The sequence below is a fragment of the Fictibacillus sp. FJAT-27399 genome, assembly GCF_001510655.1.
GTDB classification, from domain to species: Bacteria; Bacillota; Bacilli; order Bacillales; family Fictibacillaceae; genus Fictibacillus_C; species Fictibacillus_C marinisediminis.
Map to the genome: position 1 here is coordinate 48,422 of NZ_LMVC01000008.1, position 16,340 is coordinate 64,761.

General features: G+C 44.1%; 20 protein-coding genes, 12 tRNA genes and 1 rRNA gene. 30 read left to right on the forward strand and 3 right to left on the reverse strand.

All coding sequences use genetic code 11. The features are described 5' to 3' along the window. Together AR335_RS21765 and AR335_RS21770 are read left to right on the forward strand one after the other, a co-directional pair. Complete coding sequence (locus AR335_RS21765) at positions 1-1,221, forward strand: D-alanyl-D-alanine carboxypeptidase family protein (protein WP_062240140.1); 1,221 nt, start codon at positions 1-3, stop codon at positions 1,219-1,221. Positions 1,222-1,524: 303 nt separating this feature from the next. Then, entirely contained in the window at positions 1,525-1,827 is a 303-nt protein-coding gene (locus tag AR335_RS21770; protein WP_062240144.1) for an STAS domain-containing protein, read from the forward strand. A 75-nt stretch (positions 1,828-1,902) separates the two neighbouring features. Here the strand turns inward: AR335_RS21770 and AR335_RS24585 are convergent, their stop codons facing one another. Together AR335_RS24585 and AR335_RS21775 are read right to left on the reverse strand one after the other, a co-directional pair. Further along, a complete protein-coding gene (locus tag AR335_RS24585) occupies positions 1,903-2,130 on the reverse strand; it encodes a hypothetical protein (RefSeq protein ID WP_156419046.1) in 228 nt (75 codons plus the stop codon). Positions 2,131-2,168: 38 nt separating this feature from the next. Next, positions 2,169-2,774: a rhomboid family intramembrane serine protease gene (locus tag AR335_RS21775; protein ID WP_062240146.1), complete on the reverse strand. Its 606-nt coding sequence runs from the start codon at positions 2,772-2,774 to the stop codon at positions 2,169-2,171. An 88-nt stretch (positions 2,775-2,862) separates the two neighbouring features. Here AR335_RS21775 and acpS point away from each other — a divergent pair, with 88 nt between their 5' ends. The 14 genes from acpS (at position 2,863) to AR335_RS21845 (ending at position 14,098) form a co-directional block, all read left to right on the forward strand. Further along, positions 2,863-3,222 carry a holo-ACP synthase gene (gene acpS / locus AR335_RS21780; protein ID WP_053356095.1) on the forward strand — a complete coding sequence of 120 codons (360 nt, stop codon included), beginning with the start codon at positions 2,863-2,865 and terminating at the stop codon, positions 3,220-3,222. Between the two features lie 157 nt (positions 3,223-3,379). Next, positions 3,380-4,414 (forward strand): LolA family protein, encoded by a 1,035-nt coding sequence (locus AR335_RS21785; protein WP_062240149.1) that lies wholly within the window; start codon positions 3,380-3,382, stop codon positions 4,412-4,414. A 135-nt stretch (positions 4,415-4,549) separates the two neighbouring features. Further along, positions 4,550-5,695, forward strand: a complete 1,146-nt coding sequence (alr, locus tag AR335_RS21790) for an alanine racemase (RefSeq protein WP_062240152.1) — start codon at positions 4,550-4,552, stop codon at positions 5,693-5,695. A 187-nt stretch (positions 5,696-5,882) separates the two neighbouring features. Next, positions 5,883-6,164 carry a CopG family ribbon-helix-helix protein gene (locus AR335_RS21795; protein WP_053356092.1) on the forward strand — a complete coding sequence of 94 codons (282 nt, stop codon included), beginning with the start codon at positions 5,883-5,885 and terminating at the stop codon, positions 6,162-6,164. A gap of 4 nt (positions 6,165-6,168) precedes the next feature. After that, positions 6,169-6,519, forward strand: a complete 351-nt coding sequence (gene ndoA, locus AR335_RS21800; RefSeq protein ID WP_007200228.1) for a type II toxin-antitoxin system endoribonuclease NdoA — start codon at positions 6,169-6,171, stop codon at positions 6,517-6,519. 172 nt (positions 6,520-6,691) lie between these two features. After that, positions 6,692-7,507, forward strand: a complete 816-nt coding sequence (locus tag AR335_RS21805) for an STAS domain-containing protein (protein WP_062240154.1) — start codon at positions 6,692-6,694, stop codon at positions 7,505-7,507. A 12-nt stretch (positions 7,508-7,519) separates the two neighbouring features. Next, the gene (locus AR335_RS21810) at positions 7,520-7,876 is read left to right on the forward strand and encodes an STAS domain-containing protein (protein WP_007200230.1); all 357 of its coding nucleotides are present in this window, start codon (positions 7,520-7,522) and stop codon (positions 7,874-7,876) included. Positions 7,877-7,878: 2 nt separating this feature from the next. Further along, entirely contained in the window at positions 7,879-8,280 is a 402-nt protein-coding gene (locus AR335_RS21815) for an anti-sigma regulatory factor (protein WP_053356090.1), read from the forward strand. Between the two features lie 10 nt (positions 8,281-8,290). Beyond that, positions 8,291-9,298 carry a PP2C family protein-serine/threonine phosphatase gene (locus AR335_RS21820; RefSeq protein WP_062240157.1) on the forward strand — a complete coding sequence of 336 codons (1,008 nt, stop codon included), beginning with the start codon at positions 8,291-8,293 and terminating at the stop codon, positions 9,296-9,298. A 61-nt stretch (positions 9,299-9,359) separates the two neighbouring features. Continuing rightward, a complete protein-coding gene (locus tag AR335_RS21825; RefSeq protein ID WP_053356088.1) occupies positions 9,360-9,692 on the forward strand; it encodes an STAS domain-containing protein in 333 nt (110 codons plus the stop codon). Continuing rightward, entirely contained in the window at positions 9,689-10,171 is a 483-nt protein-coding gene (gene rsbW / locus AR335_RS21830) for an anti-sigma B factor RsbW (RefSeq protein WP_062240160.1), read from the forward strand. The genes AR335_RS21825 and rsbW overlap by 4 nt, the downstream gene beginning before the upstream one ends. Beyond that, positions 10,137-10,928 (forward strand): RNA polymerase sigma factor SigB, encoded by a 792-nt coding sequence (gene sigB / locus AR335_RS21835; protein WP_053356086.1) that lies wholly within the window; start codon positions 10,137-10,139, stop codon positions 10,926-10,928. The genes rsbW and sigB overlap by 35 nt, the downstream gene beginning before the upstream one ends. Beyond that, positions 10,925-11,533 (forward strand): protein phosphatase 2C domain-containing protein, encoded by a 609-nt coding sequence (locus AR335_RS21840; protein ID WP_062240163.1) that lies wholly within the window; start codon positions 10,925-10,927, stop codon positions 11,531-11,533. The genes sigB and AR335_RS21840 overlap by 4 nt, the downstream gene beginning before the upstream one ends. Positions 11,534-11,899: 366 nt before the next feature. Further along, positions 11,900-14,098, forward strand: a complete 2,199-nt coding sequence (locus AR335_RS21845) for a Tex family protein (RefSeq protein ID WP_062240166.1) — start codon at positions 11,900-11,902, stop codon at positions 14,096-14,098. 12 nt (positions 14,099-14,110) lie between these two features. On the opposite strand, the gene cmpA is transcribed toward AR335_RS21845, so the two are convergent. Next, entirely contained in the window at positions 14,111-14,245 is a 135-nt protein-coding gene (gene cmpA / locus AR335_RS24590; RefSeq protein ID WP_091010572.1) for a cortex morphogenetic protein CmpA, read from the reverse strand. A gap of 96 nt (positions 14,246-14,341) precedes the next feature. Between cmpA and AR335_RS21850 the strand changes: the two genes are divergently transcribed. The 14 genes from AR335_RS21850 to AR335_RS21915 form a co-directional block, all read left to right on the forward strand. After that, positions 14,342-14,791: a SprT family protein gene (locus AR335_RS21850; protein ID WP_053356083.1), complete on the forward strand. Its 450-nt coding sequence runs from the start codon at positions 14,342-14,344 to the stop codon at positions 14,789-14,791. A gap of 155 nt (positions 14,792-14,946) precedes the next feature. After that, positions 14,947-15,021, forward strand: a tRNA-Asn gene (locus AR335_RS21855). A 5-nt stretch (positions 15,022-15,026) separates the two neighbouring features. Further along, positions 15,027-15,117: transfer RNA gene (locus AR335_RS21860), tRNA-Ser, on the forward strand. Between the two features lie 5 nt (positions 15,118-15,122). Then, a tRNA-Glu gene (locus AR335_RS21865) sits at positions 15,123-15,197 on the forward strand. 51 nt (positions 15,198-15,248) lie between these two features. Further along, a tRNA-Asp gene (locus AR335_RS21870) sits at positions 15,249-15,324 on the forward strand. Positions 15,325-15,362: 38 nt separating this feature from the next. Continuing rightward, positions 15,363-15,437 (forward strand) — tRNA-Gln (locus AR335_RS21875). A gap of 8 nt (positions 15,438-15,445) precedes the next feature. Then, a tRNA-Lys gene (locus AR335_RS21880) sits at positions 15,446-15,521 on the forward strand. Between the two features lie 28 nt (positions 15,522-15,549). Next, positions 15,550-15,634, forward strand: a tRNA-Leu gene (locus AR335_RS21885). A 23-nt stretch (positions 15,635-15,657) separates the two neighbouring features. Further along, positions 15,658-15,743: transfer RNA gene (locus AR335_RS21890), tRNA-Leu, on the forward strand. A gap of 42 nt (positions 15,744-15,785) precedes the next feature. Then, positions 15,786-15,862, forward strand: a tRNA-Arg gene (locus AR335_RS21895). 3 nt (positions 15,863-15,865) lie between these two features. Beyond that, a tRNA-Pro gene (locus AR335_RS21900) sits at positions 15,866-15,942 on the forward strand. Between the two features lie 8 nt (positions 15,943-15,950). Beyond that, positions 15,951-16,024: transfer RNA gene (locus tag AR335_RS21905), tRNA-Gly, on the forward strand. Between the two features lie 10 nt (positions 16,025-16,034). Beyond that, positions 16,035-16,111, forward strand: a tRNA-Ile gene (locus AR335_RS21910). Between the two features lie 163 nt (positions 16,112-16,274). Then, positions 16,275-16,340 (forward strand): 16S ribosomal RNA (locus AR335_RS21915); the annotation flags it as partial.

A 16,340-nucleotide genomic window follows, 5' to 3' on the forward strand; every position in this document is an offset into this window, starting at 1 on the left:
ATGAAGAAAATTTTTCAAACCATCATGTCCTTATGTTTATTATCTGGAATTCTGGCACCAACGGTACCGGCGCACGCCAGCACAAGCGAAGCACCGAAAGTAAAAAGCCAGAGTGCCATCCTGATTGATCAGAAAACCGGGAACGTTCTTTATAATAAAAAGGGCAGCAAGAAGATGTATCCTGCAAGTATCACTAAAATTGTAACGGCAATCCTTGCCATCGAGTCCGGTAAAATGGATGAAATGGTAACCATTAGTAAAAATGCGACCCTGACAGATGGAACAAGGGTCTATTTATCTGAGGGAGAACAGCTTCCTTTAAAGAAGCTTGTTGAGGGAATGATCGTGAACTCCGGAAATGACGCAGCTGTAGCAATTGCGGAATATCTTGCAGGAGATGTGCCTTCATTTGCCGATAAAATGAATGAATTTGCGAAAAAGGCAGGAGCCACGCATACCCATTTTGTGACGCCGAACGGATTATTTAATCCTGATCATTATACAACAGCAGAAGATATGGCCAAGATCACTCAAGTCGCCATGAAAAATAAGGAGTTCCAAAGAATTGTGAGTATAAAAGATCTCCCTTGGCACGTAAAGGGCTGGGATACAACCCTTGTGAATCATCATCGTCTGCTTTGGGACTACCCGGGCACGACAGGGGTCAAAAACGGCTATGTCAGTCAGGCGAAACATACGCTTGTCACCTCGGTGTCCAGAAATGGAATGGATTTTATTGCGGTGCTCTTAAAAGCTCCGACGGCTAAGGCGTCTTACAGAGATACCATTTCACTTTTCGAATACGGGTTTAACCATTTTCAGAGGCAGAAACTTTCCAAAGGAACCATGATTGAGGATTCTGCCGGAAAAGAACATGCCTTGAAAAGGGACCTTGAATTTACACTCCCTATGGGGGAGAATTATACAAAGAATGTTTCTTCAAACGGGGAATTAACGGTGCAGGACAGCAAAGGAAATGAGCTGGCCGCAGTTCAGCTGTTTCATCCAAGCCCCAAAAAAGCAGCCAGCAAAATGGCTTCAAGCACGGCAGAAAAGGTAAAAGAAATAACGCCGCTGCAGTTAACCACAAAGACGGCAGTCTTCTTCTACAGCCTGTTTCTACTGCTTGTCTCCTGCATGGTGATCGTCCGCATGAAAAAGAAAAAGAGAAAAGAACAGCGGATGAAAAGGCTGGAGAAGAACTATACGTTTATTAAATAACACCTTCTTTGGAGGGTGTTTTCTTCTGAAATCATCATAAATTCGGCAGTTGAATCGAAAGAAATATAGTAGAAGTATAAATAAGGGTGCTGATAGGTGGGTTTTTATGGATATTAATACGAAAATCAGGATACTTGTAGTGACGGTGTTTATTTTAATGATGATGACCGCGATCATGTCGCTGACCAATTAAAAAAGTGTATTTATACGTAAAGAGAGGATCTCCTCTCTTTTTTTATGCCGCAGTACTCACATAGTTTCCCCTTAATATCCAACTAATGGAAATTACTAAATGAAGCTGCAGTGTTTTGTTATACTTCAGGAGCTTGCAGCAATCATTCCTACTGTCAGACAAATACGCTGAAAAGCGCGTATAAGCATGACCTGGATACGATGCTGTTCGATTTTACCGGTGCAGGCTCTATTACACGTGAAGGGCTGCAGCAGATGGAAAGATTGTTCACTGCCTTATCCTATATAGGCGGGATTGAAGCAGTCATCGTCGGAGTAAAGCCTGAACATGCGAAACAAATGAACGCGCTGAATGCAGATGAGGAATTCTCCTTTTTATCGACGCTGCAGGAGGCCATGAAAAAGCACCTATAAAAAGGGGCTGTCCAGAAAGTCGAAAATTGACCTTCAGGCAGCCCCTTTTTGGCTTGAAAAATCTTCAATGAAAAGTTAATTGAAGTGGAAGATGCGAGACTCCTCGAAAATGAACTTCACATTTTCTTCGTGCGATAAAAAGCTGCCGGAGCCTTCCTTGTCCTGCGGGACTAGCGTGACAGGTGAGACTCCCGCCGGTGCTTGCACCAAAAAGTAGGCGTTCACGCCGGTAAGGCTCACCGCACGCCCCGCGAAAGTAGGAGCTCGCGCCGGTAAAAGCGAGCAGCCTGGAACGGAAATCAACAGCTTACAGACTACTTGGACAGCCCCTTTTCGCTGTTTTACCGGAATTTTTGCCTTGGCACAAACGCCATTAAGACGGGTGCCAGGGCAGCGCCGGCAATGAGGCCGAATAAATGGCCGTAAATATTAATTCCTTCGCTGGTAAACGTGGTGATTAAACTGAAGACCAGAACGACAAGCAATATCTGTTTGTTGCCTGCCCCTACTAAATATTCTTTGCGTGCATACATCAAATAAAGATAGATGCCGAACAGCCCGAAAATAGCACCTGATGCTCCGATATGGGCAAAGTTAATGGGGAGAATAAAATAGGTTGCGATATCTGCAATAATGCCGGCACCAAAATATCCGATCAGAAATTTGCCTTTGCCAAGAATTCTCTCAAGGGCAGGCCCGAAAATAACGAGTGAAAATGAATTGAAGAGCACGTGCGTAAGGCTGACGTGTGTAATGATCGGTGTGGCGAGCCTCCAATATTCTCCCTGGGAGATGTAATAGTTAGAGCCGGCAAAATAATAATAAAGAAAGTCCGCCTGCGGTCCAATATTAAGCAGGAGAAAAACGATCAAATGAAGAGCTGTCAGGATTGAAATGACAGGGTAAAGCCTGATAAAAGTCTTGAAATTTTCCTCCCTTACAAACAACCAGCATCACCACCTGTATGTAGTATATTTATCTTAGCACAACGGCAATACAAATAAGAAATACGAAAGCCGTAGAAAGGAAGCAATGATGATTATTGGCACGGGAATTGACATTGTGGAGATTGCAAGGATAGAAGAGGTCTGCCAGAAGCAAGTTCGTTTTCCCAATCGGATCCTCACTAAAAAAGAGCTTGAGGCGTATGGCGTTTTAAAGGGAAGAAGGCAGGCTGAATTTCTGGCGGGGCGCTTTGCTGCCAAGGAAGCCTATGCAAAGGCAGTGGGAACGGGAATCGGGAAGCATCTGTCGTGGCAGGATATCGAGATTGCGAAAAATGATAACGGGAAGCCTGTCATATTCGGCGGAACGGATAAGATCGCCCATCTTTCCATTTCACATTCCAAAGAATTTGCTGTGGCACAAGTCGTGCTGGAAACTGCTCCGGAATAAGCTTCGATTTTCAGAGCTCGTCATGCTAGTCTGCATATTGTCCCATTTGCCCACATATATTGTAATGCGGTCAGGAAGGACATCCTGTTTGCGTGGTTGAGAGCGTAAATACAGGGTGCCCTTCCTTTGTAAAATAAAGGGCAAAGGGGATAAGAACATGAAGAAGACACTGTCAATAACCTTGATGGCGTTTCTATTCATATTCGGATTGGCGGGCTGCGGAGCGAAAAGCCAGGAAGATGTAGTAACGTCGCTGGATAAGAAGATGGAGGAAATGACGGGATACAAAGCAGATGCCGTCATGACACTGAATACGGGCGAGAAACCAATTCAGTATCAGCTGGAAGTGTGGCATAAGAAACCAAACTTTTATCGTGTGAATCTAAAAAACGCCAAGAAGGATCAAAGCCAGATGATCCTAAGGAATAAAGAAGGTGTTTTTGTTTTAACGCCTGCTCTGAATAAAAGCTTCAGATTCCAAAGCGACTGGCCGGAAAATAATAGTCAGGTCTATTTGTTCGAGTCTCTGGCAGCAGACATACTGAATGATACGGACCGAGGATTTAAAGCGAAGGAGAATTCGTATGTTTTCCATACGAAAACCAACTATCAAAATAAAAACCTGTATCAGCAGGAGATAACGCTGAATAAAGATCTGGCTCCGAAAACAGTAAGAGTTATGGATAAGGATGCAAAGGAACTGGTGAAGCTGCAATTCTCCAATGTGAAGTTCGATGCTAAATTTGATAAGGGCGCTTTTGACATGGAGACTAACATGACAGGAGCACAGCTGGAACTGCCGGCGATGAGCCAGAAAAGTGACCAAAAGGCGATGGAAGTATTGTATCCGAAGTACAGCGGCCCTGGGAATATCGAATTGACCAATGAAAAGGAAGTTAGCGTGCATGACGGCAAACAAGTTGTTCTCAGTTTCTCGGATGAAAATAATAAAAAAACATTTACATTGATTGAAAGAAAAAATGAAGCCGTTCAGACAACTGCCGGAAAACCAGAAAGGCTGACCATGCCTGGCGGAGAACCCGTTGATCTGGGCTACACCGTTGGAGCGATGAATGATAAGTCGATATCATGGACGTATAAGGGAGTGGATTTTTTCCTTGCATCCAATTCGCTTGATCAGGAAGAACTGATGGCCATTGCGCGTTCGGTTTCCGCTCAAGGCTCAAAATAATAAAGTTAAAAGGATTTGGCTGATTTCGCATTTTGTGAATCAGCCTTTTTTATTCTGTATTTGCCCTTACGGAAATAGGATGAATGTTGTAGAATAACGAATAGACGAATTTCTATAAGAAGAAGATATAGATAGATGGGACGGATAAGTTTGGATACTCGGGAGTTTTACAGAGACACTTGGGCAGAGGTTGATTTGTCCAGCATCAAAGAGAATATTCGCTCATTCCGCGGCCTGCTTCCAGACCGAACGGAAATTATGGCCGTAGTGAAAGCGGATGGATACGGACACGGAGCGCTGCCTGTCGCAAAAACGGCACTTGAAGCAGGGGCAACCTATCTTGCAGTTGCATTATTGGATGAAGCACTGTCTCTTCGAAAACAAGGCATACAGGCACCCATTCTTGTACTGGGCCGGACCAGGCCGGAAGATGCGGCACTTGCAGCGGAAAACGATATTTCACTTACCGTTTTTCAAGCAAACTGGGTCGATGAGGCTTCAGTTTATCTTCAAGGAGAGAAGAGGGTCAACCTCCACCTTAAAATTGACACAGGTATGGGACGGATTGGAACGAGAGAAGCAGAGGAAACGAAGAATCTGGCCTTGAAAATAGAGGAAGTTCCCCAATTTTGCCTGGAGGGCGTGTTTACCCACTTTGCCACGGCGGATGAACTGGAATCTGATCTGGTGGACAAACAATTTGAAAGGTTTGCGCGAAGCTTGGAATGGATCCGTGAAACGGGTGCAGCACCGCTCTTTATCCATTGCGGAAACAGTGCGGCCTCTCTAAGGTTCCCTGACAGAGTCTTTAATATTGCAAGAATCGGAATCTCGATGTATGGACTCGCTCCTTCAGAGGAAGTGAAAAGCGTACTTCCTATTCCGTTAAAAGAAGCCTTTTCTCTGCATACCCGGCTTGTTCATGTAAAAAAAGTTCAACGGGGAGATACGGTAAGCTATGGCGCCACCTATACCGCCAAGGAGGAAGAGTGGATCGGCACGCTTCCGATCGGCTATGCCGACGGCTGGATGAGACGCTATGCTGAAAAAGGTCATGCACTGGCTGGGGGCAGGAAAGTTCCGTTCGCAGGAAGGATCTGCATGGACCAATGCATGATTCGCCTTCCCCATGAGATGAAGGTCGGTGATCTTGTTACGTTAATCGGCTGCCAGGGGGACGAAAAGATCTCTATTGATGATCTTGCCGCTCAAATCGGTACGATAAACTACGAAATTCCGTGTTTAATTACATCTCGTGTCCCCCGTGTTTACAAAAAGTAAGGTCGAATTTTAGAAAAAATGAATGTAATTTTAAATTTTTAGCAGAATATTAGCAGGACTATTAAAAATCTTGAAGAATATTTACTTTGAAATCGTTTTGCAAACCCTTATCTTAAGTGATAAGATTATATTTGGTTAAGAATGATCGTAGCAAATCGTAGATAAGCTTTGCTCTGGAGGTGTAGGTGTGTCCGAATTGGCTAACACAAAGAGGATCGTAATTAGTCTTCCTCAACAGATTATCAATGAGGTAGACCGGATGATTAAGAATGAGAATTTGGACCGCAGCGAATTTATACATCAGGCGACTAAGATGTATATCCGCGAGAAGAAGAAACGTCACATTCGTGAATCTATGAGACAGGGTTATATGGAAATGGCAAAAATCAATTTGAACATTGCATCAGAAGCCTTTCTTTTAGAGGAGGAAGCTGAAATTACCTTAGACCGCTTAGTTAGCGGGGTGTAGCCCTTTGATCGTAAAACGCGGAGACGTTTACTTTGCAGACCTTTCCCCTGTAGTTGGATCGGAACAAGGGGGAATCAGACCGGTTTTGATTATTCAAAATGATATCGGTAACCGATTTAGTCCTACTGTTATTGTCGCAGCCATAACCGCTCAAATCCAAAAGGCAAAACTGCCGACGCATGTTGAGATCAATGCGAAGAAATATGGATTCGAACGGGATTCTGTTATCTTGCTGGAGCAAATACGTACGATTGATAAACAAAGGCTGACCGACAAAATCACGCATCTTGATGATGAGATGATGCGTCGCGTTGATGAAGCGTTACAAATCAGTCTCGGTCTTATAGACTTTTAAACAAACTGCCGTTTCTCCCTGGGAATGGCAGTTTTTTTTAATTGGAAAATCTTTACTAATGTAAATAAGCACAGCTTTTGGGAATTGCCGGCGAACTATATAGCAAAAGATTGCAAGAATGAGTGAGAAATGGAATAATAAATATAGTGTACCGATCGTAAGGGGGTATAGAATGAACGCGGCCATCATCAATATTATCTTAAGTAAACGCAACGAAATAGATGAGCTTTGGTCCAGGGAGCTTAATGCTTTCAAAAATGAGACAAGCGTTATGACACCCCACATGTACAATCAGCTGAACAAGGAATTTTTATCATTGCTGATTCATCATATCAGCCAGGGCGATATTTCAGCTGATGGAACATTGGAACGTTTTTTCGATAAAGTATTGCGGACGAACATGCCGCTTGAATATTTAACACAAGGTCTTCAGACGTTTCGAAGGATTGTTCTGGAGATTATTATTGAGGAAGATATTCAAAAGGATACAGCAATAGATATATACAGGGAAGTAGACCGCTGGATGGATCCTATTTTAAATTCAGTAGTTCAAAATTCTTCTCAGATATGGGAACGTACCGTTTCTATTCAAAAGTCAGCGTTGCTTGAATTATCAGCACCGCTTATTCCGGTATTTCAGCATATTAGTGTTATGCCGCTGATTGGAACCATCGATACAGAACGCGCAAAGTTGATTATGGAGAACCTGCTCGAGGGAGTGATTCAATACCGTTCTCAAGTCGTTCTTATTGATATTACAGGTGTTCCCGTTGTCGATACAATGGTTGCTCACCATATTATCCAGGCTGCTGATGCAGTCAGGCTGCTGGGCTCCACTTGTATTCTGGTCGGAATCAGGCCGGAAATCGCCCAGACCATTGTTAGTCTTGGCATTGATTTAAGCCTTTTTCCTACGAAAAGCACACTGCAAAAAGGGATGGAAAGAGCTCTGGAAATTACAAACCAACAAATCGTTAAGGATAAATAGGGAGTGGGGAAAATGAGGATTCCTATTTTGAAACTGCATGAGTATCTTCTTATTACGATTCAAGTAGAGCTCGACGATCAGACAGCTCTGCAGTTTCAAGAAGATCTGCTTAATAAGATTCATGACACCGGCGCCAAAGGTGTAGTAATTGACCTGACATCCGTAGATATGATCGACTCCTTTATCGCCAAAGTATTAGGAGATGTCGTCCGTATGTCAAAACTGATGGGAGCACAAGTGGTTTTGACTGGTATTCAGCCTGCAGTTGCAATTACACTGATTGATTTAGGGATTTCAATGAGAGAGGTTCCGACGGCGCTTGATCTTGAACAAGGGCTCGATAAATTGCGACTGGAACTGGAGGGATGAGTATGGACATCCAATCCTGTGTAGAAGTTTGCAATGAATGGGATATCGTCAGCGCCCGGCAGTTAGGCAGAAACATGGCAAAAGAACTGGGGTTCGGCAATGTGGATCAGGCGCGGATTACAACCGCCATTTCTGAGTTGGCACGTAACATCTACTTGTATGCCGGCAGCGGAAAAATTTGTCTGGAGCCGGTTGAACAAATGGGCAGGAAAGGACTCCGGATCATCGCCGTTGATAACGGTCCTGGGATTCGGGATATCCGAAAGGTTATGCAAGATGGATACACGACTTCTGGAGGACTAGGGGCGGGGCTGCCTGGAGTCAAGCGTTTAATGGACGAGTTTTCCATTGATTCAACGTTAGACAGCGGGACAGAGATCCTTGCTACGAAGTGGCTTCGTTAGGAGGTATTCAATGAACGAAAGAGAAATGATTATAGATCGATATAAAGACTTGCTGACTACCTATCTTAAAGGGAAAAGCGAGACCGCCCTATATAAAGGGCAGCAATTCAGCAGGAAGCTGATCGAGCAGCAGATCTCTCCCGAAGATGTGATCAGCCATCACGTTAACGTGCTGAATGAGCTTTTTCCCGACATGACGGATGGAATGAAGGATTCTTTTGATTTTCTTCTGGAAGTCATGATCGGGTATGGGTTTGCTTATCGTGAGCATCAGAGCTTAAGGACACGGCAGCGCCAGCTTGAATCTGAAATTGAAGTCGCTGCGAGCATGCAGCAGACACTTCTGATCAGTGATGTCCCAGAGGTGGATTCTCTGGATATTGGAGTGATCAGTGTTCCGGCCAAGAAGATGAACGGAGATTACTTTAATTTTGTAAAAGACGATAAATCAATCAGCGTTGCAGTAGCTGATATCATCGGCAAGGGAATACCGGCTGCGCTATGTATGTCCATGATTAAATATGCCATGGACAGCTTGCCTGAACAGCGTATGCAGCCTAATCTCCTGCTTGAAAATTTAAATAGAGTCGTTGAACAGAACGTGCATCCGAACATGTTTATTACTATGCTTTATGGGCTGTATGACACAGATGTCCATAAGTTTTATTTTGCCGGTGCAGGACATGAGCCCGGTTTTTTTTATAAAGCGGAAAGCGACGAGTTTGAAGACATGTTTGCCAAGGGTCTCGTTTTGGGTGTTTCCCGAACGACCAAATATATGGAATATGAAAAACAGCTCGATCCGGGTGATATGATTATTCTTCTTTCCGATGGCGTGACAGAGTGCCGAACTAGCAAAGGGTTCATCGAAAGAGATGAGATTGTTTCTCTGATCCGTGAGAATATGCATAAACCGGCTCAGGAAATTGTCGATTGTGTGTTTACAGAGCTTGAGAGACTTCAGGAATTTGAACTAAGAGATGACTTTACACTTATTATTCTAAAAAGAATGGTTTAACCGTTTTTGAAAAAGGGTAAATCATTTTATGGGTTTATGATAACATCCTGGGGGGAAAAAAATGAATCTGCAAATTAAACATGAAGAAACCAATGGAGTTCACTATTTAATATTAGCTGGAGAAGTAGACGCATACACTGCACCAAAACTTAAGGAAGTGCTGGTTCCTCTTACAGAGGAGAAAAATGTACAAATCATGATTGATCTTCAGCACATTGATTATATGGACAGTACAGGCCTTGGGATTTTTGTCGGAGCTTTGAAGTCAACCAAGAAGAATGACAGTTCGCTGAAGCTTCGCGGAATGACCGAAAGAGTTAAACGATTGTTTGAAATTACCGGACTGACTGAGGTAATGGATATAGACAATGAGGTAAAGGGGGAGGCCAGATGAATAAAGCCTCTGATTTTATCGAAATGACAGTACCTGCCAAACCCGACTATGTCGGTGTGGTGCGTCTGACGATATCTGGTATCGCCAACCGGATGGGTTTTGTTTTTGACGAAATTGAAGATATCAAAATTGCCGTTTCAGAAGCCTGTACGAATGCAGTTAATCATGCGTACACAGAAACGGAAAAAGGACAAATCCGGATTGGCTGTGGCGTATATGAAGACCGGCTCGAAATTATGGTTGTAGACCATGGCAAGAGCTTTGATTATGATGATATAAACGAATCACTCGGACCAGTAGAAGGGAAATCCGTGGAACAATTGAATGAAGGAGGTCTTGGCCTCTTCCTAATTGAATCATTGATGGATAAAGTCGAAATTAGCGGTGAAGCGGGTGTGATCGTAATGATGACGAAGTATCTTCACAGAGATGAGGTGAAGGAAAATGTCGACAGGACCTCACCAGCACCTACGCAATAAGGAAGAAGTATATAAGTGGATCGATGAGCTTCAGAACGATCCGCAAAATGAAATTCTTCAAACCAAGCTTGTACATCAATACCAAGACCTTGTCCATTCACTCGCCCGAAAGTTTTCAAAGGGCAAAAGCATTCATGATGATTTAGTACAGGTAGGGATGATTGGACTGCTGGCTGCACTCCGCAGGTATGATCCTGAATTCGGCCGTTCATTCGAATCGTTTGCGGTTCCTACCATCATTGGTGAAATTAAACGCTTTATTCGGGATAAGACCTGGAGTGTCCACGTACCGAGACGGATTAAGGAACTTGGACCGCGTATAAAAAAAGCCGTAGAAGAACTGACGAACCAGCTTCAGCGTTCTCCGAAAATCCAGGAAATTGCCGACTTCTTGGAGGTCACGGAGGAAGAAGTACTGGAGACGATGGAGATGGGCAAAAGTTATCAAGCTCTTTCTGTCGACAGTTCAATTGAAGCAGATCAAGAAGGAAGTACAGTAACATTGCTGGATCTTGTCGGATCTCAGGATGCCGGCTTTGACCAGATCGATAAAAGAATGCTGCTGCAGAAGGCGTTCGCTGTTCTTTCTGAAAGAGAACAGGAAATTTTGAAATGTACGTATTTTGAGAATCTAAGCCAGAAAGAAACAGGAGAACGGCTTGAAATTTCTCAAATGCATGTTTCTCGCCTTCAAAGGAGAGCACTTGAAAAACTTCGGGAAGCAATTCGCGTTGAACCATCGGAGGCTTTAAAATGATCCAGGACTATTCCTATGACAAAATAGCTGTCTCTTCCTTTCAAAAGCCTAAGAATGGTAATGATCTATGCGGAGATAGTTTTTACGTCACGGAAACCCGTGATTATTTTATTTGTGCAGTAGCAGATGGGCTAGGAAGCGGGAGTATGGCAAGAACTGCTTCTCAGGCAGCTGTAAATGCAGTTGAGCAGAATCATCATTTAGATGTTGAGGAACTCATGAAGGTGTGTAATGAGGAGCTGAAAGGGACTCGCGGAGCGGTTCTTTCCATCTTTAAGATTGATTTCCGGCAGGAGGCAGTGATTTATGCTGGTGTTGGAAACATCCGCTTTATGATGGCCGGAAAAGACCGTAAGTTAATTTATCCCCTTCCGACTGTGGGATTTCTCTCTGGAAAACCCCAAAAATTTCGGATTCAGCAATTTCCCTTTGATAATCAGACTGCTTTTATTATTTATTCTGACGGAATGGAAATTCATACGCAAAGCCGCAGCATCTTGACAAATATGGTTTCGCCAAAGGAGTCTGCGGCTTACTTTGGAAATCTTTCTCAAAAATTAATTGATGATGCTACCTGTCTCGTAGGAAAAGTGTCGCATGCCTAATATAAGCCGGGCCGATTGAGCCTCGGCTTTTTTTTGTGGTAATTATGAATGACCTCCATATACTAATTGAAAAGGGGTGATGCGTTTTGAATCCTGGTTTTTGGATTTGGATTACCCTGGGTTTTATCGCTTTTTACTATATTGTGCGTTACGTCAGCCTTGCCAAAAGGACAGAAATTTTTTTGGAAAGCCCGTCTGTTACTAAACATTATGCTTCCATTCACGGTTCCTGCATCAAGGAGGAGGAGGAGTGGCGGTATTGAGCATCCGAACGTGGATGCTTTTTTTATTGCGCCCGGCTCATGTTTTCTTAAAAGGTGTGGAAAGTGTTAAACTAGAAGAGTATATGATGTCATTTTTACAGTAATGAAAGGGGTACTTCTATTGGAAGGAACAATCGAAAAAACGGATAATGGCTATTTGGACATTGCGAAAGAATTGGGTGTTAAACAAAAACAAGTAGTAAACGTTATCGATTTATTAAAAGACGGCAACACGGTCCCCTTTATCGCCAGGTACCGGAAAGAGCTGACAGGCGGACTGGATGAAGTTCAAATCAAAGAAATCATGGATAGATGGCATTATTCCGAAAACCTTAAAGAGCGTAAAGAGGAAGTTCTCAGGCTGATCGGGGAACAGGGGAAACTGACGGATGAGCTAGCTGCTGCCATTTCAAAGGCTAAAAAATTACAAGTGATAGAAGATTTATACCGTCCCTACAAGCAAAAGCGAAGAACCAGGGCGACTGCAGCCAAGGAAAAAGGGCTTGAACCGTTCGCGGACTGGATGATGAGCCAGCCTGCACAAGGAGATGTCCTGCAAAAAGCTTCGGAATTTCTTTCTGAGGAAAAAGAAGTACATACAGTGGAAGATGCTGTTGCGGGCGCTCAAGACATCATTGCCGAACAGCTGTCAGATGATGCTTCCATCAGAACGTGGATCAGAGACCTGACGTTTAAAGAAGGAAAGCTGCAAACGTCATTGAAGAAAAATGGAGAAGACGAGAAAAAGGTATATGAAATGTACTATGAGTACACTGAGCCTGTTCAGAAAATCGTTCCTCACCGTATTCTTGCTGTAAACCGGGGTGAAAAGGAAGACGTTCTAAAAGTGGATATTGAGGCTCCTTCAGAGAAAATCATTGAAAGACTCAATCGCACTGTAATTAAAAATTCCTCTTCACCGGTGGTATCATTCCTAAAAGAGACCATTGAAGACAGCTATAGAAGGCTGATTGCTTCTTCTATTGAACGCGATATCCGGAATGAACTAACGGATAAGGGTGAAGAGCAGGCAATCCACATTTTCTCTGAGAACTTGAGGAACCTTCTTCTTCAGTCTCCATTAAAGGGAAGAATGGTACTCGGTGTGGATCCTGCTTACCGGACAGGCTGCAAACTTGGTGTGGTGGACGAGACCGGAAAGATGCTCCATATCCAGACGATTTATCCTACACCGCCGAGGTCGGAAGTGCAAAAATCCGAAGCAGTGGTCAAAGAACTGATCGCAAAGTATGGCATACATGTCATTGCCATCGGAAACGGAACAGCCTCAAGAGAAACGGAACAGTTCATTGTCAATACGATTAAAAGCATTGAGGAATCTGTTTCTTATATCATCGTAAACGAGGCGGGCGCCAGTGTTTATTCAGCTTCTGCTATCGCAAGGGAAGAGTTTCCCGAACTGCAGGTCGAGGAACGCAGTGCGATATCCATCGCTCGGAGACTGCAGGATCCGCTCGCTGAACTGGTGAAAATTGATCCGAAGTCTGTCGGTGTGGGACAGTATCAGCATGATGTCTCACAAAAGCGTCTGAACGAATCTTTAACCTTTGTCGTGGAAACAGCCGTGAACCAGGTGGGTGTTAATGTGAATACCGCTTCCTCGTCCCTTCTTCAATATGTAGCAGGCTTGTCCAAGACCGTGGCACAGAACATTGTTAAGGTGAGAGAGGAAAAGGGGAAATTCGTGAAGCGGGAAGAATTGAAAAAAATTCCGAGGCTCGGTGCGAAAACCTATGAGCAATGTATCGGCTTCTTAAGGATTCCTGACGGGAAAAACCCGCTTGACCAAACAGCCATTCACCCGGAGAGCTATAAAGAAACACTCCAGCTTTTAAAGGAAATAGGCAGTGAACTGCAGGAGATTGGCTCAGACGATTTAAAATCCAAGCTGAAAACCATTGATATAAAATCAATGGCAGCCAAATTAACGATTGGGGAACCGACTCTTCAGGATATCATTGACGGCTTATTGCGGCCCAACCGGGATGTCCGGGAAGAATTATCAAAGCCGCTGCTGAAAACGGATGTACTAAAGCTTGAAGATCTGGAAAAAGGGATGGAACTTGAAGGAACCGTCCGGAACGTCGTTGATTTTGGGGCCTTTGTAGATATTGGCGTGAAACAGGATGGCCTTGTTCATATTTCTAAACTGGCCAAACGCTTTGTGAAGCATCCGATGGATGTCGTGAGTGTCGGCCAGGTTGTCACCGTATGGGTAGACAGTGTCGATCTGGCGAAAGGGAGAGTGGCGTTAACTATGCTGCCGCCAGATGCCCAGTAATCCTCGCTGAATTTATGGCAGAGTGTTGCTTTCAGTCGTGCAGTTCTTTTGATTATAAAAAAACCAGCATTGATTTAGAAGACGGATCTGATAACGGTCTTTTTGATAGTAGGCTTTTCTAAGTTGCTTCTTAAACCATGTAGGCATAGACAAAACCTCCACTTATTCAAGCGTGATTTAGTCTATGTCTCATGGCTTGTTGATGTGACCAACTTTTTGTTTTAGAAGGAGAAAGGAAAAGAAATGGAACAAAAGGATCTACAACATCTTGTTGAACATCTTTCACAGGATTTTTTCCAAAAGCGCTTTCGGCATACCGCCCGCTTTAATGCCCGGCTGAGAACTACTGGAGGGCGATATTTGCTGAGGTCCCATGATATAGAGATCAATCCGAGGCAGCTGACTGAGTTCGGCTATGAAGCGCTCGTAGGCATCATTAAACATGAATTGTGCCATTACCATCTCCACATAGAAGGCAGGGGCTATAAACATCGGGACCCGGAATTTAAGCAGCTTCTGAAGAAGGTTGGCGGGTTGCGCTATTGCGAAGCATTGCCTGGGGCCAGGACAACACAGCCGTATAAATATCTTTATATATGTTCAAACTGCAAGCAGCAATATAAGCGTAAGCGCAGGGTCAATACGGCTAAATATGTATGCGGAAAATGCAGAGGGAAATTGATTTTAACTTAAAGCTAAAAAAGTGTTGACTAGAAAGTCTGATCTGTGTTAGATTAATAAAGTCGCTGAAAGACATCTTGTCCTTACATAGACAAAATAAATTCCAAAAAACATATTGACTTTTGAGGCTGAACAAAGTATGATATTAAATGTCTCAAAAAACACATTCCACAGTAGCTCAGTGGTAGAGCTATCGGCTGTTAACCGATCGGTCGTAGGTTCGAGTCCTACCTGTGGAGCCAATTACAGAGAAGTACCCAAGTGGCTCAAGGGGCGCCCCTGCTAAGGGTGTAGGTCGCTAACGCGGCGCGAGGGTTCGAATCCCTTCTTCTCTGCCAGTTGTGGCCCGTTGGTCAAGCGGTTAAGACACCGCCCTTTCACGGCGGTAACACGGGTTCGAATCCCGTACGGGTCACCAAGTTGTTTTCGTTAGAAAAAAACCAAACGATTTTCTTACAAACATAAATATGGACTCGTGGTGTAGTGGTTAACATGCCTGCCTGTCACGCAGGAGATCGCCGGTTCGACCCCGGTCGGGTCCGCCATTTTTTCTCAAACAAAATACATCAACACATGAAATTATTGGGCTATAGCCAAGTGGTAAGGCAACGGACTTTGACTCCGTCACTCGTAGGTTCGAATCCTGCTAGCCCAGCCATCTTTCATGAGCCATTAGCTCAGTTGGTAGAGCATCTGACTTTTAATCAGAGGGTCGAAGGTTCGAGTCCTTCATGGCTCACCATCTTAATAATAGCAACACAAACACACATGCGGGTGTGGCGGAATTGGCAGACGCGCTAGACTTAGGATCTAGTGTCTTATGACGTGGGGGTTCGAGTCCCTTCACCCGCACCATTTTTTAAAACTTTAATTGCTTTGCGGTCGTGGCGGAATGGCAGACGCGCTAGCTTGAGGGGCTAGTGGGGGCAACCCCGTGGAGGTTCGAGTCCTCTCGACCGCACCAAAGCTTCTCATATAACATTTAAATAAAGAAATAAAATAATATGCGCCCTTAGCTCAGCTGGATAGAGTGTTTGACTACGAATCAAAAGGTCGGGAGTTCGAATCTCTCAGGGCGCGCCATAACGGGAAGTGGCTCAGCTTGGTAGAGCACCTGGTTTGGGACCAGGGGGTCGCAGGTTCAAATCCTGTCTTCCCGACCATCTTTTTCGCGGGTGTAGTTTAGTGGTAAAACAAGAGCCTTCCAAGCTCTGGTCGTGAGTTCGATTCTCATCACCCGCTCCATTTAATTTTTGGGCCTATAGCTCAGCTGGTTAGAGCGCACGCCTGATAAGCGTGAGGTCGATGGTTCGAGTCCATTTAGGCCCACCATTTTTTAAGGGCAATGTACTTGACATCCGCTCTTCTAATGGGTATAATAGCTAAGCTACACTAACTAGTAGCAAATGTTCTTTGAAAACCAAACAAAAGCCAGGTAAGTCAGGGATTTTACAATCCCATGAATTTTTAAACTTTAAGAGCTATATCAAACACTTTATTGGAGAGTTTGATCCTGGCTCAGGATGAACGCTGGCGGCGTGCCTAATACATGCAAGTCGAG